14 protein-coding genes are annotated in these 20,234 nt (G+C 69.7%); 5 read left to right on the top strand and 9 right to left on the bottom strand.

The window, feature by feature from the left end; genetic code table 11:
- Positions 1-420: 420 nt before the first annotated feature.
- The 4 genes from OG410_RS33410 to OG410_RS33425 form a co-directional block, all read right to left on the bottom strand.
- Complete coding sequence (locus OG410_RS33410) at positions 421-639, bottom strand: hypothetical protein (RefSeq protein ID WP_326784600.1); 219 nt, start codon at positions 637-639, stop codon at positions 421-423.
- A 225-nt stretch (positions 640-864) separates the two neighbouring features.
- Positions 865-1,383 (bottom strand): hypothetical protein, encoded by a 519-nt coding sequence (locus tag OG410_RS33415; RefSeq protein ID WP_329302511.1) that lies wholly within the window; start codon positions 1,381-1,383, stop codon positions 865-867.
- 181 nt (positions 1,384-1,564) lie between these two features.
- Positions 1,565-4,225, bottom strand: coding sequence for a cellulose binding domain-containing protein (locus OG410_RS33420; protein WP_329302512.1), 2,661 nt, complete (start codon positions 4,223-4,225; stop codon positions 1,565-1,567).
- Between the two features lie 140 nt (positions 4,226-4,365).
- Positions 4,366-7,290, bottom strand: a complete 2,925-nt coding sequence (locus OG410_RS33425) for a glycoside hydrolase family 48 protein (RefSeq protein ID WP_329302513.1) — start codon at positions 7,288-7,290, stop codon at positions 4,366-4,368.
- 255 nt (positions 7,291-7,545) lie between these two features.
- Here OG410_RS33425 and OG410_RS33430 point away from each other — a divergent pair, with 255 nt between their 5' ends.
- The 4 genes from OG410_RS33430 (at position 7,546) to OG410_RS33445 (ending at position 12,767) form a co-directional block, all read left to right on the top strand.
- Entirely contained in the window at positions 7,546-9,030 is a 1,485-nt protein-coding gene (locus OG410_RS33430; RefSeq protein WP_329302514.1) for a cellulase family glycosylhydrolase, read from the top strand.
- Positions 9,031-9,041: 11 nt separating this feature from the next.
- Positions 9,042-10,763 (top strand): glycoside hydrolase family 6 protein, encoded by a 1,722-nt coding sequence (locus OG410_RS33435; protein WP_329302515.1) that lies wholly within the window; start codon positions 9,042-9,044, stop codon positions 10,761-10,763.
- 166 nt (positions 10,764-10,929) lie between these two features.
- Entirely contained in the window at positions 10,930-11,901 is a 972-nt protein-coding gene (locus tag OG410_RS33440; protein ID WP_329302516.1) for a methyltransferase domain-containing protein, read from the top strand.
- Positions 11,902-12,065: 164 nt separating this feature from the next.
- A complete protein-coding gene (locus OG410_RS33445; RefSeq protein ID WP_329302517.1) occupies positions 12,066-12,767 on the top strand; it encodes an SDR family oxidoreductase in 702 nt (233 codons plus the stop codon).
- A 47-nt stretch (positions 12,768-12,814) separates the two neighbouring features.
- Here OG410_RS33445 and OG410_RS33450 read toward each other — a convergent pair whose 3' ends face one another.
- From OG410_RS33450 to OG410_RS33465, 4 genes are all read right to left on the bottom strand, one after another.
- Positions 12,815-13,513 carry a glycoside hydrolase family 75 protein gene (locus OG410_RS33450; RefSeq protein ID WP_329302518.1) on the bottom strand — a complete coding sequence of 233 codons (699 nt, stop codon included), beginning with the start codon at positions 13,511-13,513 and terminating at the stop codon, positions 12,815-12,817.
- 217 nt (positions 13,514-13,730) lie between these two features.
- On the bottom strand, positions 13,731-14,522 hold the full coding sequence (locus tag OG410_RS33455) for an aldo/keto reductase (RefSeq protein ID WP_329304325.1): 792 nt from the start codon (positions 14,520-14,522) through the stop codon (positions 13,731-13,733).
- 230 nt (positions 14,523-14,752) lie between these two features.
- Positions 14,753-16,579, bottom strand: a complete 1,827-nt coding sequence (locus OG410_RS33460; RefSeq protein WP_329302519.1) for an AMP-dependent synthetase/ligase — start codon at positions 16,577-16,579, stop codon at positions 14,753-14,755.
- 495 nt (positions 16,580-17,074) lie between these two features.
- Positions 17,075-18,037, bottom strand: coding sequence for a helix-turn-helix transcriptional regulator (locus OG410_RS33465; RefSeq protein WP_329302520.1), 963 nt, complete (start codon positions 18,035-18,037; stop codon positions 17,075-17,077).
- A gap of 219 nt (positions 18,038-18,256) precedes the next feature.
- Between OG410_RS33465 and OG410_RS33470 the strand changes: the two genes are divergently transcribed.
- Complete coding sequence (locus tag OG410_RS33470) at positions 18,257-18,943, top strand: alpha/beta fold hydrolase (protein WP_329302521.1); 687 nt, start codon at positions 18,257-18,259, stop codon at positions 18,941-18,943.
- A 344-nt stretch (positions 18,944-19,287) separates the two neighbouring features.
- Here the strand turns inward: OG410_RS33470 and OG410_RS33480 are convergent, their stop codons facing one another.
- On the bottom strand, positions 19,288-20,160 hold the full coding sequence (locus OG410_RS33480) for a LysR substrate-binding domain-containing protein (RefSeq protein ID WP_329302522.1): 873 nt from the start codon (positions 20,158-20,160) through the stop codon (positions 19,288-19,290).
- Positions 20,161-20,234: the final 74 nt, after the last annotated feature.

Raw genomic sequence — 20,234 nt, forward strand, 5'->3', positions numbered from 1 at the left:
GGGCCGGTCTCCGGTATCGCGCCCCGTACCCCCGTACCCCCGTACGCCGGCGCTCGGCCCGGTGTCCGGCTTCGCGACCAGGCTTGGGCCCTGCCTTCGGCCCGCCTTGAGCCGGGCCGCGTGTCCGGTCGCCGTCGATGGCCCTCGTGCTCGCGGCGGGTCGGCAGCAACTTCCGGCCATGGTCTATCCGGGTGGCCGATTGTGGTGCATCGTTGGGCGTGCGGGTTCCACAGCTCCCGGGCGTCGGCCTCCGCACGGGTCCTGCCTGAACCGCGGTTCCGACCGGCCCGCCGCTCCTCCCGGCTCCCCACGGGAGGTTTCGCGGCTGCCCTCGACCAGCCCGGGCCGTCCGTCGCGCCGTCTCGCGCACGACGGGAGCCGGCCTGACGGCCGCCAGGGCGGGCCCTGGTGCCGGGTGTCTATTGATCGGCGAGGCGGTACGTGGCGCTGTCCGGGTCGGTCTTCACGAGGAGGCCGGCCGTAGCGAGGTCGCGGAGTGCCTGCCGGGCCCGCTTCTCCTGCTGGATCCGGTCCCCGTCGCCGACCCCGGCGTCCCGGAGCGCGGTGACCGCCCGCTGGGTGTCCCAGGTGCCCCCGAGTGTGCGAACGGACTGCGCGAGAACCTGCTGATGCGTCATGGGGCTCCATTGCCTCTACTGTTCGGAGGGGTACGTGCGCTGGTGGACGGCGATGCCGGCAGGCGGGCCGGGCTGTTGTCGGTGCCGCCGGTTACGGTAGTCGCACAGGCATCCGTTCCGAGCAAGTCGGGGATGCTGCTGAGGCCCCGCCCGGAGTGATGCCCGGTGCGGGGCCTGCTGCTGTCCCGGGCCGCCGGTGCTTCGCGCGGTCCGGTCGGGCGGCTGTCAGCTATAGGTCCAGCGCCACGCGTTGGAGCGGTACGAGCAGGTGATCCTCGTGCCGCTCGCGGTGGTCGTGCCGGCGCCGTGGTCGCTGTTGCGGCAGTACTGGCCCGCCGAATAGCAGTTGCCGGCGTTCGACTTGATCGAGCAGGTGCTGACGCCGGTTCCGCCGCCGCTGCTTCCGCTGCCGCCGGAGCCGCTGCCCGAGGCGGCGCGCGCGGTGACGGTGACCTTCACCTTGACCGTCTTCGTCTCGGTCACGGTCGGAGCCGGTTCCGGCTCCGCGGTCACCGTCGCCGTGACAGTGACGGTGGGCTGCACCTTGGCGGCCGCGACCTTCGTGGTGCCGCTCTTGTCCTCGCCACTGCCACTGCCGCAGGCGCCGACGCCGAGGAGGAGTGCGACGGCGATCACCGGCAGCAGGTGGCGCTTTCGTGCCCTGCGGGCTCTCGCGGGCTCCGGCGCGGATCCGAGCGCTACGGGCGGCCGCTCGTACTCGTGCGGCGGCTTGCTGTGCGACATGGTCCCCCCAGGGATGGTTCGTGGTGGGGTGACGATATCGGGGGATGTGAAGAACATGTGATGCATACGTGAAGGAGGTGACGTAGTTGTGATCATCGCGGGAGTCCGGGCCGCTCGGGGGCACCTGTCCGACCGGGTGGGTCCGGTGGACAGGTACCCCCGACGGAGGCAGGCCGAGGACTCAACTCACCGCACAGGCCTGATCCCCCAGCTTGAACGCCGCCGGTTTCGTGTTCGCCCCCGTCCAGCTCCCCGTGAAGCCGAAGGCGACGCTCGAACCCGGTGCCACGTTCGCGTTCCAGCCGACGTTCTTCGCCGTCACCGTCACGCCCGACTGGGTGTAGTCGGCGTTCCACAGCTGCGTGATCTTCTGGCCGTCGGAGAAGGACCAGCCCAGGTTCCAGCCGCTCCATGCGGTGGAGCCGGTGTTGGTGAGGGACACGTCGGCCTGGAAGCCGCCCTGCCACTGGTTCGTGATCTTGTACGTCACCGTGCAGGCCCCCGTCGACGGTGGTGTCGGGTCCGTACCGCCGCCCCCGTCACCACCCCCGGCGTCCGAGGTGTCGCCGTAGACGATCCCGCGCCCGTTCGTCGCGACGTACACGCGTCCGTAGACCCGTGGGTCCCCGGTGACGGCCGCGCCGGTCCAACCCCACTGGTGGGCGTCGTCGTTGATGCGCGTCCAGCTCGCGCCCTTGTCCGTGGAGCGGAAGATCCCGCGTACGCCCCCGATCTTCGCGCTGGTGTAGAGCGTCTGGTACGAGGCTCCCGTCGCCGCCTTGCCGAAACCGATCGTGTCGGCCTGCTCGACGCCTGACAGTCTGGTGAAGGCCGCGCCGCCGTCCGTCGAGTGCCACAGCCCGTACGCCCCGTCGCTCGCGCCGCCCGCCAGCCATACATCGCCCTTGGCGCCGGGCAGCGCCTTGAAGCGCACACTGTCACCGCTGGGCAGACTGGCGGCCGAAGACGCCGTGAAGGTCGCGCCGCCGTCCGAACTGACGTAGAACTTGCCGGACTTGAAGCCGTAGAACGTCTTCGGGTCGACCCGGTCCGACTCGACGACCGCGCCCGCGGGGATACCGCTCGACGCGGACCACGACGTACCGAACCCGGTGGTGTACTGCACCCCGGTGCCCGCCGGACTCCACACGAAGCGGCTGCCGTCCGAGGCCGCGGCGACCGTTCCGCCGCCGGTGACGCCCGAAGGGTCGCTGCCCGCGAACCAGTTGGCGCCGTTGTCCGTCGAAAAGCCGATGTGCGGCCCGGAGTCGAGGTTGCCGACGCGCACCACCGTGTTCGGGTTCGTCTCGGCGTAGTCGAGGCTGGTCGTGCTGGTGAGGTTCGGCGAGGTGTACATCATCGAGGGGACCTTGGTGAGATCCGTGTGCCGGAAGCCGCCGATGTCACCGAGCGCGCTGAGCAGCGGAGCGCCCGACGGGGGAGAGGCGAGGTCGTTGACGGCCGTCTCCTCCAGTCCCTGGACCATGGGTTTGACGGTGAACTGGCTTCCGGTGTCCCAGTTGGTGAGGTTCTCGGTGCCGTAGATCGTGGCGCCGGTTCCGTACATCATCCGGGCGGAGTCGAACGGGTCGATCTCCAGCCCCTCGGTCATCCAGCCGAGTTTGGGCGTCTGTTCGGGCGGCGAGGGATTCGCGCCGAAGGTGAGCCAGGGCACGGACGAGACGTCCATCGTGTAGCGGTTGGAGCGGTTCGGGTACGACGTGTAGTCCCACGCCTTGGTCCACGTCCCGCCGCTGTCGGTGGACCGGAAGATCTGGGTGTCCGGCCACCAGGAGCTGTACGCCGTCGCCATCACGGTGCCCGGGTGCTGCCGGTCGACACTCAGCCCGCCGAAGCCGTAGTAGGTGTCGGCCTCCGCCACCGGGCTGATGTTCGTCCACGTTCCGGTCTTGGTCGCGTACCGCCACAACTGGCCCTTGCCGCCGTCGTACGGGCCGCCCTTGTCGCTGTAGGCGAGATAGAGATAGCCGTTCGCCGCGTCGAGGACACCCTTGTGGGCGAGGTAGCCGGTCGGCTGGCCGGCGAGCCTGGACCAGGTCGCACCGCCGTCCGTCGAGCGGTAGACCGCGTTGTCCTTGTCGGCGACCCCCACGTAGATCGTCTGCGTGGCGCTGCCCGCGGTGCCGGTCGACTCGTCGAAGGTGACCCAGACGACGCCCTGGTTGTCGGAGGCGTAGCCGCTGGTGTCCGTCGCGTCCTGGACGTAGTTGCCGGGGTTGGGGAAGCTGGTGACCTGCGACCAGGTCACTCCGGAGTCCGTGGACCGCCACAGCCCCTTGCCGCTGGGCGCGCCGAGATACAGCACGCTGTTCTTGCGGGGGTCGACGGCCAGCCGCTCGCCCATGCCACGTCCGGGCATGTTCCCGCCCAGCTTGAAGGGCAGGTCGGTCTTCTGCCAGCTCGCGCCCCGGTCCGCGGAACGCAGTACGGCCCCGTCGGTCGGGTCCCAGCCGTTGGTGTACGTGCCGACCGCCGCGTACACCTTGTCCGGGGCGACGGAGTCGGAGGCGAGGCTGACGACTCCCGAGTGGCCCCACTCGTTCCAGCCGACCGAGTCGAGCAGCGGCGTCCAGCTCTTCGTCGCCTGCACCCACCGGTAGGCGCCGCCGATGTCCGTACGGGCGTAGGCGAGGTTCTTCTCGGAGCGGTTGAAGACGATGCCGGGCACGAAACCGCCGCCGTCGACACGGGCGTTCTTCCAGGTGTACGTGTCGGCCGCGACCGTCGTCGTGGGGGTGCTCGCGGCCAGTGCGGGCGGGGTGCCGGCCAAGAGCCCGGCGGCGAGGGCGAGTACGGCCGTGAGGATGCGTGTTCTTCGCACGGGGGAGTCCTCTCCGGTGCGCAGGAGGAGTCGGGAAGGGGCAGATGGATGGCCGGGCGGCCCTCAGTGCGGTGAGGGACCGCCCGGCCGGTGGCCCTGCCGTCAGGGACAGGACCGCGTACCCGGAGCCACAGCGGGGACTATTCGAGAAGCTCCGCGTACGAACCCATGGCGAGGGCGATGTCCGCCTGCGCCCAGAACCGGTGGTAGGTGAAGGAGGGCGCGGCGCCGCCCGCCAGATAGCTCTGGATCTTCGACCAGGCCGGGTCGTTCTTGTAGAAGGACCGCAGCGAGGCGAAGGTCGAGGCGGAGTTGACCGCGTCGCCGTTCGGCATCGTGCCGGTGAAGGTGCTCGGCACGTACACGCTGTCGTCGAAGCGGTTGTAGTCGGCGCGGGTCTCCGGGACGGCGATGCCCAGTCCGTCCTGATAGTTGTTCCACATGCCGTCCAGGAGCGCCTTGGCCGTCGTCTTCGCCTGGGTGTTGCCGGACTTGGCGGCGTAGTACGACAGGGTCTTGGCGTACGCGGCGGCCACGCCTACGTCGTTCGTGTAGTCGGCGACGGTGACGTGAAGTCCGCTGTTGGCGCCGGGACTCGACGCGTTCCAGGTGTCCGGTGCGCCGGACCACTGGAGGGTGGAGGGGATCTGGTAGGTGCCGTCCGGGTTGATCGTGGTCTTGGACAGCGCCCAGGTGACCCACTTGTCGAGGACCGCCTTGGCGCTCGCGTTCCCCGTCTGCTGGTAGTACTCGGCGACCCGCTCCATGGACCACGCCTGGAAGCCGAACCACTGGTTGGACGGCGGGTCGTGGTACACCGGCTGCTGGTCGTAGTACATGCCGTAGAAGGTCGGCGTCCCCGTGGGAGGCGTCGCGTAGCGGCCGGCCCAGCTGTTGGTCGCGCCGCCCGCGATGGCGCCCTCGCTCGACTGGAGCCAGCGGTAGAACTCCAGTTGCCGGGTCAGCGAGGTGGCCCAGTCCGAGGCGCCGGTCGCCGACTTGGGCTTCAGGTCGACGTTGCTGCTGAGCGCGTAGGCGGCCAGCGGGTTCTGGTAGCCGCCGTGGGTGTGGCTGGAGCCGATGCGCCAGGCCCAGCCCGCCGAGGTGTCGTTCGCGCCGCCCCAGGCGTAGTACCAGGAGAGCAGGTAGTGCGAGGCGTCCTTGCCGGTACCCGCGGCGCAGGCCGTCGGGCCGACGCAGTTGCCTATTTTCTTGAAGTACTTGTCGTACATGGCGTAGCGCAGATAGTCGCCCATCTTCGCGGCCTTGCCGACGGTCGCCGACACATCGGCGCTCTTGCCCTGGGCCTTGGCCCACACGTCGGCCCAGTACGCGGCCTGCACCGCACGCGCGTCGGCGTCCGGAGCGTCCGTGTACTTCCACTGCTTCGCGTACGAGGAGTCCCCGGTGAAGAGGTCCAAATAGCCGTTCGTTCCGCCGTACTTGAAGGCGTCACAGGTCGGCTGCGGCACCGTCTCCCACACCGACTCCTGCGCGCCGCGCTGGAAGGTGTTGATGTACGACGGACCCGTGGCGGTCGGACCGGCCTCGCACTTGCCGGGCTCGTTGCCGTAGCCGTAGGTGTTGTCCACGTCCTGCAGCCAGTGCATGCCGTACACGTCGTCCGTGCCGTACGCGCTCTTCAGCTCGCCGGCGATCGGGTCGGAGCCGACCGAGACACCGGTGTCGAGCTTGGCCGGGTACTCGTTCGGGGTGTCCAGCTCGGGCGCGTAGGTGGCCGGCTTGGAGGCGTTGTAGAAGGAGTTCGTCGGCTGGTCGGCATGCGTGGGGATCATGTACGTCTCCATGGTCGTCCACGCGGCGTTGAACTTCGACCAGTCGCCGGTGACCTTCCCGTACATCGCCTGGAGCCAGATCAGATAGCTGTACGCCTCCGACGTCGTCTCGTGTCCCTGGTCCGGGGCCTCGACGATCAGCGTCTCCACCGAGTGGTACGGGACGCCCTCGGGGGAGAAGTAGCCGTTCGCCGGGTTGGTGATCTTGCCGTAGAGGTCCAGGAAGCGCGCGTCGTACGCCTTCGACGCGGCCAGTTCCGTCACGGTGACCGTGGCCTTGGCCTGACCGGTCGCCGAGGCCGTGAAGGTCGCGGCTCCGGTGCCCGAGGCGTCGGCGGTGATCGTCACCGTCTGGGCGGTGCTCCAGTTGGACGGGGTGAACGTCAGACTCGAACCGCCGGTGACGGACAGTCCGGTGTTCCCGTCCGTGCGGGCCACCGCCACCGTCACGTTGGCGCTCGGCTGGGTGGAGAGCTTGACCGTGAACGTCCCCGACTTGCCCTGCTGGACGCCGAGTTGGGTCGGTGAGGCGACGATCGCCGGACCCGCGGCGACCGTGATGCCGGCCGGTACGGAATCCGCCGAGGCGCCCAGACTGTCGTACGCCTTCGCGAGGACGGAATGACTTCCCACGGCCAGTCCGGACGCCGACAGCGTGTACGGCGAGCTGGTGTCGGTGCCGAGCAGGGTCGTGTCGTCGTAGAACTCGACCTTGGAGATGGTCGCTCCGTCGGCCGCCGCCGCGGTCGCGGCCATCGGGACGGCGTCGCCCTGGGTGTAGACGGCGCCCGCCGCGGGGCTGGTCAGCACGGTGATCGGCGGTTGGTGCGCGCCGGTGCACGTGGTGCCGTTGACGGCGTAGGACGCGGGGGCGGTGTTGGTGCCGCTGTAGGTGAACTGAGCGCCGGTGGTCACGGCGGTCCCGGCGCCGATCGTCCCGTTCCAGGAGGCGTTCTTCACGGTGACCGTCTTGCCGGACTGGGACCAGGTGCCGTTCCAGCCGTTGGTGAGGGTCTGGTTGCCCGTGTAGGCGTAGGTCAGGGTCCAGCCGTTGATGGCGTCGGTGCCCCGGTTGGTGATCGTCAGATCAGCGGTGAAGCCGGAACCCCAGTCGTTGGTCTTGTAGTCGACACTGCACTGAACCGTGGCCGCGTGTGCGGGAGTCGTACCGGTCGCCAGCGTCGTGAGCGGGAGGGCGAGTGCCGCCACTACGGCGGTCCAAAGCCGTCGTGACCTGCGACGACGTCTCCATCGAGGGCTCGGATCCATGGTGCTGGTTCCTCCTTGCGGCTCGGAGAATGGGGGGAGGAGCAACAAGCCTTGAACCAGTGGGAGCGCTCCCATACTGGAGAGAGCGGTGTGAGGGGTCAAGGTGCTTGAAGAGTCGAAATGATTCGACAGATCAACTGCGCAACCCCTCTGGGCAACGCGGGCACTTGGCGCTAGCTTCATCCGCACCAGTGGGAGCGGTTCCATCAGTCGACGCGTCCGTAACGGCGCGCCAGAGCTGCAAGGAGTCGCTTCATGCGTCACCCCCCGCGTTTGTCTCTCTTAGTGATCGGCGCCGCCGTCGCCCTCGTGGGCACGGCTGTCGCGCCGGTCGTCACGGCCTCGGGAGCAACTCCCGCGTGCACGGTGGAGTACTCGGTCACCGGCCAGTGGGACACCGGCTTCCAGGGCGCCGTGAAAATCACCAACAACATGGCCGCGCTGAGCAGTTGGAGCCTCGGCTTCGACTTCCCCGCCGGTCAGAAGGTCACCCAGGGCTGGAACGCCAAGTGGTCCCAGTCCGCTGCGACGGTGACCGCGTCCAACGAGAGCTGGAACGGCTCGCTGGCCACCGGCGCGAGCGTCAGCGCCGGGTTCCTCGCCTCCTGGTCGGGAAGCAACGCGGTGCCGACGGCCTTCAAGCTCAACGGCACCACCTGCAACGTGGACGCCCAGCCGACGCCCACGCCCACACCGACCCCGACCGACCCGCCGCCGGCCGGCGGTGAGGCACCGAAGCTGCACGTCTCGGGCAACAAACTGGTCGACTCCGCGGGAGCCACCCGCAGGATGCTCGGTGTCAACCGCTCCGGCGGCGAGTTCATGTGCGTGCAGGGCTACGGCTTCTTCGACGGTCCCGTCGACGACGCCGCGGTCAAGGCGATCGCCGACTGGAAGGTCAACACGGTCCGCATCCCCCTCAACGAGGAGTGCTGGCTGGGCCTGTCCAACATCAAACCGGAGTACGCCGGCGCCAACTACATCGCCGCGGTCAAGGACCTGGTGGCCAAGGTCGAGGCGCACGGCATGACCCCGCTCGTCGAACTGCACTGGACGTACGGCCAGTACACCGGTAACTCGGCGGGCTGCTCCGACGTGCACGCCACCTGCCAGAAGCCGATGCCCGACGCGCAGTACACCCCGTCCTTCTGGGCCTCGGTGGCGAACACCTTCAAGGACGACCCGGCCGTCGCGTTCGACCTGTTCAACGAGCCCTACCCGGACCGCGCGACCTCCACGACCACCCAGGCGTGGACCTGCTGGCGCGACGGCGGCACCTGCCCCGGCATCTCCTACGAGGTCGCCGGAATGCAGGACCTGGTCGACGCCGTTCGCGGCACCGGAGCCAAGAACCTGATCCTGGCCGGCGGGCTCGCGTACTCCAACGACCTGAGCCAGTGGCTGACGTACAAGCCCAGCGATCCGACAGACAATCTCGTCGCCGCGTACCACGTCTACAACTTCAACACCTGCGCGAGTGAGACCTGCTGGAACTCGACCCTCGCCCCGGTCGCCGCCCAAGTACCCCTGGTGGCGGGCGAGATCGGGGAGAACACCTGCTCCCACTCCTTCGTCGACACCGTCATGAAGTGGTTCGACGACCGGGGGCTCTCCTACCTCGGCTGGACCTGGAACACCTGGGACTGTTCCTCGGGTCCGTCGCTGATCTCGAACTACGACGGAACTCCGACCTCCTACGGCATCGGGCTGCGCGACCACCTGCGCGCCCTCAACGGATAAGGAACCCGCACATGAGCCGTGCAAGAACAGCCGTTCTCGGGGCACTCGCCCTGATCGCCGCGGGGTCGGGCGGAGCCGCCGCGGCCGTCCCCGCCGACGTCGGCACCAACGCCGTCGCCGCCATCCCCTGCACCGTCGACTACAAGGTGCAGAACCAGTGGGACACCGGCTTCACCGCCGCCGTCACCGTCACCAACAACGGCGCCGCCAAGTCCTCCTGGGCGGTCAAGTGGTCGTACGCCGGGAACCAGAAGGTCACCTCCGGCTGGAACGCGAAGATCACCCAGAGCGGGACGGCCGTCACCGCGGCCAATGAGACGTACAACGGGACACTGGCGACCGGGAGTTCGGTGAGCTTCGGCTTCAACGGCTCCTACAGCGGCACCAACGCCCTGCCCACCGCCTTCACGCTCGACGGCGTCACCTGCAACGTCGATGACGGAGGCGGCGGCGGAGGCGGCGGGGGAGGCGGCGGCACCGGAACCCGCGTCGACAACCCGTACTCCGGCGCCAAGGTGTACGTGAACCCGGAATGGTCGACGAAGGCCGCCGCCGAGACCGGCGGCAGCCGGATCTCCAACCAGCCCACCGGCGTCTGGCTCGACCGCATCGCCGCGATCAACGGCTCGTCCACCAGCATGGGCCTGCGCGCCCACCTCGACGCGGCACTCGCCCAGAAGGGCACCGGCGAAGAGGTCGTCCAGCTCGTCGTCTACGACCTGCCCGGACGTGACTGCGCCGCCCTCGCCTCCAACGGCGAAATCGGCGCCACGGAGATCGACAAGTACAAGACACAGTTCATCGACCCGATCGCGGCGATCCTCGCCGACAGCAAGTACGCCTCGCTGCGCATCGTCACGACCATCGAGATCGACTCGCTGCCGAACCTCGTCACCAACACCGGCAGCCGCGCCACCGCCACGCCCGCGTGCGACACGATGCTCGCCAACGGCAACTACGTGAAGGGCGTCGGCTACGCGCTCGCCAAGCTCGGCGCGATCCCGAACGTCTACAACTACCTCGACGCCGGCCACCACGGATGGCTCGGCTGGGACGACAACTTCGCCCCCGCCGCCACCATCTTCAAGCAGGCGGCGACGGCCGAGGGCGCGACGGTCGACGACGTGGCGGGCTTCATCACCAACACGGCGAACTACAGCGCCCTCAAGGAGAACAACTTCACCATCAACGACACGGTGAACGGCACCTCGGTGCGCCAGTCCAAGTGGGTGGACTGGAACCGCTATGTCGACGAGCTGTCCTTCGCGCAGGCCTTCCGCACCCAGCTCGTCTCGGTCGGCTTCAACTCCGGCATCGGCATGCTGATCGACACCTCCAGGAACGGCTGGGGCGGAACCGGGCGCCCCAGCGGCCCCGGCGCGACGACCAGCGTCGACACGTACGTCGACGGAGGGCGCTACGACCGCCGTATCCACATCGGCAACTGGTGCAACCAGTCGGGCGCGGGCCTCGGCGAGCGGCCGCAGGCGGCACCGGCGACCGGCATCGACGCCTACGTGTGGATGAAGCCTCCGGGCGAGTCCGACGGCTCCAGCTCGGCGATCGCGAACGACGAGGGCAAGGGCTTCGACCGGATGTGCGACCCGACGTACACGGGCAACGCCCGCAACGGGAACAGCCTCTCCGGCGCGCTGCCGAACGCCCCGCTCTCCGGGCACTGGTTCTCCGCGCAGTTCCAGGAGCTCATGAAGAACGCGTACCCGGCACTGTGACCGGCTGACCGCGTGCGGTCCGCCAGGGGCAGTTCCCCTTCCCCGGCCCCTGGCGGACCGCGAACCCCGCGCTCGCCCCCTCTCTTTTGCTGTTAGAGCAACACGACTGGCCGTTTCCGGGAGTGGCGGAGCAGGCTGTCCCCATCCCGAGAGAGAGGCTTGTCCCATGGCGCAGGACCACGACCACGACCACGGCAGCGGGCACGGCCCCGCGCACCACCAGGGCGGGGCGCACGATCACGGCCCGCACCACGGCTCCGCGCAGAGCCACGGGCACGGCGGCTCCCACGACCACACCCACATGGACTTCGGCCAGATGCTGCCCATGCTGGTGCAGGAGGCGGAGCTGTTCACCCCGGCCTACCTCCAGGCGGCCGAGTGGCTGCGGGAGCAGCGGCCCGATCCCGGGCTGATCGTGGACGCGGGCAGCGGCCCCGGGGTCATCTCCGGCCTGCTCGCCGAGAAGTTCCCCGGTGCGCGGGTCGTCGCCGTGGACGGTGCCGAGCCCCTGCTGGCGGAGGCCCGCGCCCGCGCGGAGCGGCTGGGCTTCGCCGACCGGTTCAGCACGATCGAGGCCGAACTCTCCGAGGGCGTCGGTGACCTGGAGTACCCCGCGGACCTGTTGTGGGCCAGCAGGTCGCTGCACCATGTCGGCGACCAGCGGGCCGCCCTCACCGGCTTCGTCCGGAGCCTGGCCCCCGGCGGCACCCTCGCCCTGCTGGAGGGCGGTCTGCCGACGCGTTTCCTCCCGCGCGACACCGGCATCGGCCGACCCGGCCTGGAGGCCCGCATCGACGCGGTGCACGACGAGTGGTTCACCCGCATGCGGGCCGAGCTGCCCGGATCGGTGGCGGAGACGGAGGACTGGCCCGCCCTGCTCAACGCCGTCGGGCTGCGCCACACGGCGACCCGCACCTTCCTGCTCGATCTTCCCGCCCCGGTCTCGGACGAGGCCCGCGCCTTCGTCGTCACCGCTCTCACCCGCAGGCGGGAGGGTCTCGCCGAGGCGCTCGGCGCCGAGGACCTCGCGGCGCTCGACCGGCTCCTCGACCCGGACGACAAGGCGAGCGTGCACCACCGCTCGGACGTGTTCATCCTGACGGCGATGACGGTGTACGTGGGGGTCAAGCCGGAGTAGTCCTCGGCGGTGTCCGTCGGGGCGGGCCGACGCGGTCCCGGCGACCGTCGGCCGCCGTGAGGGCGGTCGGCGGACCTTGACATCGAGCGCGCTCCAAGTGATGAACTCCCGGAGTCCGACGCACAGTCGGCCCGCGCAGGGCCGGACACTCCTGGGGGTACACCATGACCGATTCGCCTGTCGCGCTCATCACCGGAGGCGGAAGCGGCATCGGAGCCGCGGTCGCCCGCCGGCTGCTCGACGCCGGGCACCGGGTGGCCGTCACCGGTCGCGGAGAGGAGCGGCTGAACGCCTTCGCCGAGGAACTCGACCGCCCCGAAGGGCTGTTGACGCTCGTCGGGCACGCGGCGGAGTACGACCAGGTGAGGGCCGCGGTCGAGGCGACGCTCAAGGAGTTCGGGCGGATCGACACCGTCGTCGCCAACGCCGGTTTCGCCACCCACGACACGGTCGCGGACGGCGACCCCGCCGGCTGGTCCGAGATGGTGCTGACCAATGTGCTGGGGCCCGCGCTGCTCATCAGGGCGTCCATCGACGCGCTGAAGGAGTCCCGTGGTCGCATCGTCCTGATCGGCAGTGTCGCCGGGCACGTGAACACGCCCGGCAACATCTACGGCGCGACCAAGTGGGCGGTGACCGGGCTCGCCGAGAACACCAGGCGCCAGGTCACCGAGTACGGCGTGGGCGTGACCCTGGTCTCGCCCGGCCGCGTGGAGACCCCGTTCTGGGACAGCTACGGCAGCCTCCCGCCGGGGCAGCTCCTGACGGCGGACCAGCTCGCCGAGTCGATCGTCTGGGCGGTCGGGCAGCCGGCGGGCGTCGACGTGAACACGGTCGTCGTCCGCCCGATCGGCCAGCCCGTCTGAGCCGTGCCCGGCGGGGGGCGCCGCGCTCCCCCCCGCCGGGCAGGTCCTCAGTTGTTCTGCAGGAACTGCCTGGCCAGCGAGTCCCCGAGCGACACGGCCGCGCTGTGGCTCTCGATGGGGGACACCTGCGAGTTCTTGAACAGGATGTACGTCACGCCCGAGTCGGTCCCGCCCGTCTCCGGGTCGGGGTCGATACCGAGCGCGCTCGCGGTGGCGTACGACGCCTCACCGATGATCTGCGTCGGACCGGTGTCGCCGACCACCGCGTACTCGACCTTGCCGTTGTAGATCACGGCGACCACGCCGCCACCCTTGATGCCCGAACTCGTGTACTTCCAGATGCTGCTGGTGCTCGGCACGACGACGTAGGGCAGCGAGTCGGCGCGCAGAGCCTGGCCGTTGGACTGGTGGAACGCGGTGTCGTCCTGGAACCAGGGGTCGGTGGAGCCGTTGCACTTGGCGGTGACCTGGCCGTCGCAGTCGATGTCCATGTCGGCCTTCCAGAACACGGCGCCGTTCTTGCCGCAGACGGGGACGGTGGCCGAAGTCTCCTCGTCGGTCCTGTACTTGCCGCTCGATATCTGCGAGCAGGACGTCACCTTGGCGAGGAGAGCGGCCGCGCTGACCGAACCCTCCTGCGCCGAGCGAGGGTTGGTGGTACCGGACGCGCCGGCTGCCGGGAGCGCGGCGGTGGCGAGCAGCGCCGCGCAGGCGGCCGCGGACAGGGTCAGTGTTCGAGTGCGCACTGTGGGGGACCCTTCTGTTAGGAAACTTTCCTTACCGGGTTGCCGTACAAAGTGGCCCCGCTTGCATGACCGCGTCAAGACCTGTTCCCGGATTGGTCCGGTCCAAGGGCACGAAAAAGCCGCCGGCCCGGATGCGGTGAGCATCCGGGCCGACGGCGTGCTGCGGGTCGGACCGGTCGGTCGGGCCGGTCGGCCGGCTCCGAAGCGGGCGGGCCGGTCAGCCGATGTCGAACGTGGCCGGGTCGGGACCCAGCCGGCGGTCCTCGTTCAGTGCCGAGATCGCCGCGATGTCCTCGGTGTCCAGGGAGAAGTCGAAGACGGCGATGTTCTCCTTGATCCGGGTCGGTGTCACGGACTTCGGAATCACGACGTTGCCGAGCTGGAGGTGCCAGCGCAGGACGATCTGGGCCGGGGTGCGGCCGTGCTTCTGGGCGATGGCGACGATCGCCGGGACCTCCAGGAGGCCCTTGCCCTGGCCGAGCGGCGACCAGGCCTCGGTCGCGATGCCCTGCTCGGCGTGGAACTCGCGGGCCGCGCGCTGCTGGAGGTGCGGGTGCAGCTCGATCTGGTTGACGGCCGGGATGACGGACGTCTCCTCGATCAGCTTCGCCAGGTGCTCCGGCAGGAAGTTCGAGGTGCCGATGGCCTTGGCGCGACCGTCGGCGTAGATCTTCTCGAAGGCCTTGAACGTGTCGACGTACGTGCCCTTGGACGGCGTCGGCCAGTGGATCAGATACAGGTCGACGTAGTCCAGGCCGAGCTTGTCCAGCGAGGTGTCGAAGGCGCGCAGGGTGGAGTCGTAACCCTGGTCGCTGTTCCAGAGCTTGGTGGTGACGAAGAGCTCCTCGCGGGCGATGCCGGAGGTGTTGACGGCCTTGCCGGTGCCCTCTTCGTTGCCGTAGATCGCCGCAGTGTCGATGCTGCGGTACCCGGACTCCAGTGCGGTGGCGACCGCCCGCTCCGCCTCGTCGTCCGGCACCTGCCAGACGCCGAAGCCCAGCTGCGGCATCTCGACGCCGTTGTTCAGGATGATCGGGGGGACCTTGCTCACGAGCTCTCGATCCTTCAGTCGTCGGGTGGTGTTCGTATGGTCAACGATCACGGGCCGTGATGCATTCCTGACCGGGCTCCGGGCACGGAGAATCGAAGATTGGCTGAAATAGTCCGATCAATCATGCCGACGCTTGCGCCGGAGACCGATGCGGGTCTCCGCGCGCCCGCCCCGCGGTCCACCCGGGGTCACGTCCGGTAGAGCGCCTCGACCTCGGCCGAGTACGCCTTCTCGATCGCCTTGCGCTTCAGCTTCAGGGACGGCGTCAGCAGGCCGTGTTCCTCGGTGAACTGGTTGGCCAGTATCCGGAACGTGCGGATCGACTCGGCCTGTGAGACCAGCGTGTTCGCGGCGACCACGGCGCGCCGCACCTCGGTCTCCAGATCCGGGTCGCGCACCAGATCGCCGGCGGACAGCGGAGGCTTGCCGCGCATGTGGAGCCAGTGCTCGACGGCCTCGGAGTCGAGGGTGACGAGCGCGGCGATGTAGGGCCGGTCGTTGCCGACCACTATGCATTGCGCGACCAGCGGATGGTCCCGCACCCGCTCCTCCAGCACGCCCGGCGAGACGCTCTTGCCGCCGGAGGTCACCAGGATCTCCTTCTTGCGACCGGTGATCGTGAGGTAGCCGTCCTCGTCCAGGGACCCGAGATCCCCGGTGGCCAGCCAGCCGTCGTGCAGGGTGGCGTCGGTGGCCTTGTCGTTGTTCAGGTAGCCCTGGAACACGTTGCCGCCGCTCAGCCAGATCTCGCCGTCGTCCGCGATGTGCACGGTGGTGCCGGGGATCGCCTGCCCGACGGTGCCGAACCGGGTGAGCTCGGGCGGGTTGGCGGTGGCGGCGGCCGTGGACTCGGTGAGCCCGTACCCCTCGTAGATGGTGACACCGGCGCCCGCGAAGAACAGCCCGAGCCGCCGGTCCATCGCCGAACCGCCCGACATCGCGTGCCTGACCCGGCCGCCCATCGCGGCCCGCACCTTGGCGTAGACGAGCTTGTCGAAGACCTGGTGCTGCATGCGCAGGCCCGCCGAGGGGCCCGGACCGGTGCCCCACGCCTTGGACTCGACGGCGTCCGCGTAGCGCACGGCAATGTCCACGGCCTTCTCGAAGGGGGCGGACCTGCCCTCCTTCTCGGCCTTGCGGCGCGCGGCGTTGAAGACCTTCTCGAAGATGTACGGCACGGCCAGGAAGAAGGTGGGCCGGAAGGCGGCGAGGTCCGGCAGCAGCGCGGACGCGTTGAGCTGGGGCTGGTGCCCGAACTTGACCCGCCCGCGGAACGCGGCGATCTGCACCATCCGTCCGAAGACGTGCGCGAGCGGCAGGAACAGCAGGGTGGTCGCCTCGTCGCCGCGCTTGGAGTGGAACACGGGTTCCCAGCGCTCGATGACGGTGTCCGCCTCGAACATGAAGTTCGCGTGCGAGATGACGCAGCCCTTGGGGCGTCCTGTCGTGCCGGAGGTGTAGATGATCGTCGCGATGGATTCGGGGGTGACCGCGCGGCGGTGCCGGTGGACGACCTCGTCGTCTATGTGCGCACCCGCCTCGTACAGCTCGTGCACCGCGCCCACGTCGAGCTGCCACAGCTTGTGCAGCTGGGGCAGCCGGTCGACGACCGTGGCGACGGTCATCGCGTGGTCCTCGTGCTCCACCATGACCGCCGACACCTGCGCGTCGTGCAGCATCCAGAAGACCTGCTCGGCCGAGGAGGTGGGGTAGATGGGCACGACCTGGGCGCCGATCGTCCACAGGGCGAAGTCGAAGAGGGTCCACTCGTAGCGGGTGGGGCACATGATGGCGACCCGGTCGCCGAAGCGGATGCCCTGGGACAGCATGCCCTTGGCCAGCGCCAGGACCTCGTCCCGGAACTCGGCCGAGGTGACGTCGCGCCACTGTCCCTGCTCGTCCTTGCGGCCGAGGGCGACGTGGAGCGGGTCCACCTGGGCATACTCGAACACGACGTCGGCCAGGCCGCCCACCGGCGGCGCCGACGCCAACGGGGGGTTGGTGAACTCGCGCAATACCGCTCCTCGTGGCCTCCGCACAGCGCCGTGAAAGCTACCCCACCACGCGAGCGGACGGGAGGGGCCTCGAACCGCCGACGGGTGCGGCGTCCGCACAGGTCAGCCACGGAAATGCCGCACAAGGGGAAGGGTCGGACAGAATCCCTTACGGTTCCGTAGGTTTCGAGTCCGTAATCTCCACGGAATCGCTACGTCCGGGAACAGGGATCCGGCGTCACGGAGCATCGATTCGGAATGTCTGATTCCGGGCTGTCGGGCCGCCTGGATCGGGTGATCGGGGCTGCCCGGACCGGGCGATCCGGGCCGTCGGAACGGGGTGATCCGACCTCCGGGACCGGGCGATCCGCCCGGCTACGCGGGACCGGGCGACCGGTGCTCCTGGGGCCTGTGTCGAATGTGCTGGTCACGGCCACTCGTCGATGGCCCTGAAGAGGACGTTGCCTCGTAGCGGGATCGCAAGCCTGTGCAGATGGCCGGTTCCCGAGGGCACGGTCAGGACTGGTCCGCCACGGCGGCGGTGAAACGCGCCACGACCGCCGCGACCGCGGCACGCAGTTCCTCCCCGCCTTCGACGCGGAAGGCGAACGGCACCCTCGCCAGCCATTCCTGCGCGTACATGTCCGGGTTGCGGGTGCTGCCAACCAGCACGCATCCGTCCCCCAAGGGCTCGAGCCGCCCCATGGGCGGCAGGATCCACGGGGCCACCTCGGTCAGGGGAGCGTCGAACACCACGCGGGTGGCGAACTCCCATCCGATGCCCAGGTTCTCCTCGAGCACCGCGACCGGGTCGAGGCCCTTGGGCGGCTCGAAACCGTGCTCGGTCGGCCGGACCGCGTGGACCCGGTCGACCCGGTAGGTGCGGATCGCGTCCACACGATGGGAATGGCACAGCAAGTACCAGCGCCCGTAGCGGACGACGATGGACCAGGGATCCACCTCCGCCTCCCACTCGTTGCCGGCCTCGCTGCGGTACGTGACCGACACGCGGCGCCGAGTCGCGACGGCGTCGACGAGTTCGCTGGTGATGGCCGGATCGGGGCGGGCCGAGTACGGGTCCGCTGCGGCCGACGCGTACTCCCGCAGCATTGCCGCCTGTTGGCCGACATTCTCCGGAAGCGCCTTGACGACCTTGCCCAGGGCGGTGCCGACCAGGTCGTCGGTGTCGGCCGCGGTCGGCTGGCCGCTGAGTACCGCCATCACCAGGCCGAGGGCCTCGGACTGCGTGAAGTGCACAGGGGGCAGCCTCGTCCCGCGCCCCAGCCGGTACCCGCCATGCGGCCCCCGGGCCGACTCCACGGGGATGCCGGCCTCTCGGAGGATCCCGATGTACCGGCGCGCGGCTCGCTCCGTGACACCCAGCCGCACGGCGAGTTCGCCGGCTGTCGTACCGGGGCGGGTCTGGAGGATCTCCAGGGCGCGCAGCGCACGCGCGGTGGGGCTGAGATCGTTCGACACGGGAGCAGGCTAATCCGCTCCGCCGAGCTCCACGGCCAAAAGGAGTCCGAGGCTTCGCCCGTGACCCGTGGGGCGAGGGCGACCGGGTCTGGTTTCCCTACGTGGACCGCCACCGGACTTCGCCCAGGACGCTCGGGTGATCGCCGGATAAACCGGCAGCAGATTGTCCGGATCTCCTCCTACGGTGACATCCATGAAGCTGGAGAAGGGGAACTGACCATGGACATCCTGCTCATCGGCGGCCTGTGGCTGAACGGATCCGTGTGGGACCGCGTCGCGTCCGCGCTGGAGCCGCTCGGCCATCGCCCCGTGCCGCTCACCCTCCCGGGCCAGGGGGACGGCTCCGTATCCGCCACGCTCGACGACCAGGTGGAGGCGGTGCTCGCCGCTGTGGACGCGGCGTCCGGCAAGCCCATGGTGGTGGGGCATTCCGCCGCCTGCACGCTGGCCTGGCTGGCCGCCGATCTGCGGCCGGAGCGGCTGGCCAAGGTCGCCCTCATCGGCGGTTTCCCGACCGCCGACGGCCAGCCGTACGCCGACTTTTTCGAGGTGCGAGACGACGTCATGCCCTTCCCTGGCTGGGGCCCGTTCGAGGGGCCCGACGCCGCCGACCTCGACGAGGGGGCCAGGCGAGAGTTGGCGGCTGCCGCGATCCCCGTGCCCGCAGGCGTGGCCAAAGGAGTGGTACGGCTGACAGACGAACGGAGGTTCGACATCCCGGTCGTGGTCGTATGTCCGGAGTTCACGCCCGCGCAAGCGCAGGAGTCGATCAATGCCGGCGACGTCCCGGAGCTCGCCCGGGCCAAGCACGTCGACTTCGCCGACATCGACTCCGGCCACTGGCCCATGATCACCCAGCCTGCCGAGCTGGCCCGGATTCTGGCTGCGGCAGCCAACGCGGCCTGACGGGGGAATTACCGGGCACGAGCAAGACCCTGGGTGTGCTGGTCACAGCCACTCGTTGACGGCCGCCACCGGAACCGTCGCCTCGTAGCGCACCGCGAGCTTGCCGCATCTGGTGGCCACGGCGCGGTGACGCTTGAGGCGATTGATACCGCATTCGACGGCGTGGCGCTCGCGGCAGTCGGCCTTGTCGAACGTCGGTGGCCGACCGCCGCGGGAGCCGAGCCTGCGGCGGTCGGCCAGTTGGTCGACCTTGTTCGCAATGGTGCAGCGGATCCCGCGTCTGTGCAGGTAGGCGCGGTTCTTCCGGGACGAGTACGCCCTGTCGGCGCGGACGCGGCAAAGCCCTAGGGCTGCTGTCCCCGATGCAGCCGGTCCCCGCCCGCGAGGATCGCCGTGGCGAGCGCGTCCGCGGCGTCCTGCGCGGACGGCCGCCGTCGGCCGTGCACCAGTACGAAGTCGACCTCGCCGAGCTCCGGGAGTCCCGCCCGCTCCGGCACCCGGACCAGGCCGGGCGGCACCAGCCCCCGCGAGTGGGCCATCACGCCGAGGCCCGCGCGGGCCGCCGCGATCAGGCCGTTCAGGCTGCCGCTGGTGCAGGCGACGCGCCACGGCCGGCCCTGGCGCTCCAGCGCCTCGAGGGCGAGCGCCCGGGTGATGCCCGGGGGCGGGTAGACGATCAGCGGGACCGGGCGGTCCGGGTCGAGCCGGAGCCGCTGGGCGCCGATCCACACGAGACGGTCGTGCCAGACGAGCTCGCCGCGCGGGTCCTCGGGCCGCCGCTTCGCCAGCACCAGATCGAGATGCCCGGCGGCGAGCTGTTCGTGGAGGGTGCCGGACAGCTCGACCGTCAGCTCCAGGTCCACCTCGGGGTGGTCGGTCCTGAACCCCTCCAGAATCTCCGGCAGCCGGGTCAGCACGAAGTCCTCGGACGCGCCGAAGCGCAGCCGGCCCCGCAGCCGGGTCCCGGCGAAGAACGCCGTCGCCTGTTCCTGCACCTCCAGGATCCGCCGCGCGAACCCGAGCATCGCCTCACCGTCCTCCGTGAGCTCGACGGAGTGGGTGTCGCGGGAGAAGAACTGCCGTCCGGCGGCGTCCTCCAGCCGGCGCACGTGCTGGCTGACCGTGGACTGGCGCACCCCCAGCCGCCTGGCGGCCTGGGTGAAGCTCAGCGTCTGGGCCACCGCCAGGAACGTACGCAGCTGGGAAGGGTCGTACACGCCCCCACGTTATCGCGATACGTGATGACAGTCAGAGCGGTATGACGGATTCCCGATCACGCCCCGGAAGGGGA

The sequence above is a fragment of the Streptomyces sp. NBC_00659 genome, from assembly GCF_036226925.1.
Classification (GTDB): Bacteria; Actinomycetota; Actinomycetes; order Streptomycetales; family Streptomycetaceae; genus Streptomyces.

What these genes read in the sequence shown, in the direction of transcription:
- OG410_RS33410 (WP_326784600.1), bottom strand. Translation starts at nt 639, where the DNA reads ATGACGCATCAGCAGGTTCTCGCGCAGTCCGTTCGCACACTCGGGGGC.
- OG410_RS33415 (WP_329302511.1), bottom strand. Translation starts at nt 1,383, where the DNA reads ATGTCGCACAGCAAGCCGCCGCACGAGTACGAGCGGCCGCCCGTAGCG.
- OG410_RS33425 (WP_329302513.1), bottom strand. Translation starts at nt 7,290, where the DNA reads ATGGATCCGAGCCCTCGATGGAGACGTCGTCGCAGGTCACGACGGCTT.
- OG410_RS33430 (WP_329302514.1), top strand. Translation starts at nt 7,546, where the DNA reads ATGCGTCACCCCCCGCGTTTGTCTCTCTTAGTGATCGGCGCCGCCGTC.
- OG410_RS33435 (WP_329302515.1), top strand. Translation starts at nt 9,042, where the DNA reads ATGAGCCGTGCAAGAACAGCCGTTCTCGGGGCACTCGCCCTGATCGCC.
- OG410_RS33440 (WP_329302516.1), top strand. Translation starts at nt 10,930, where the DNA reads ATGGCGCAGGACCACGACCACGACCACGGCAGCGGGCACGGCCCCGCG.
- OG410_RS33445 (WP_329302517.1), top strand. Translation starts at nt 12,066, where the DNA reads ATGACCGATTCGCCTGTCGCGCTCATCACCGGAGGCGGAAGCGGCATC.
- OG410_RS33455 (WP_329304325.1), bottom strand. Translation starts at nt 14,522, where the DNA reads ATGCCGCAGCTGGGCTTCGGCGTCTGGCAGGTGCCGGACGACGAGGCG.
- OG410_RS33470 (WP_329302521.1), top strand. Translation starts at nt 18,257, where the DNA reads ATGGACATCCTGCTCATCGGCGGCCTGTGGCTGAACGGATCCGTGTGG.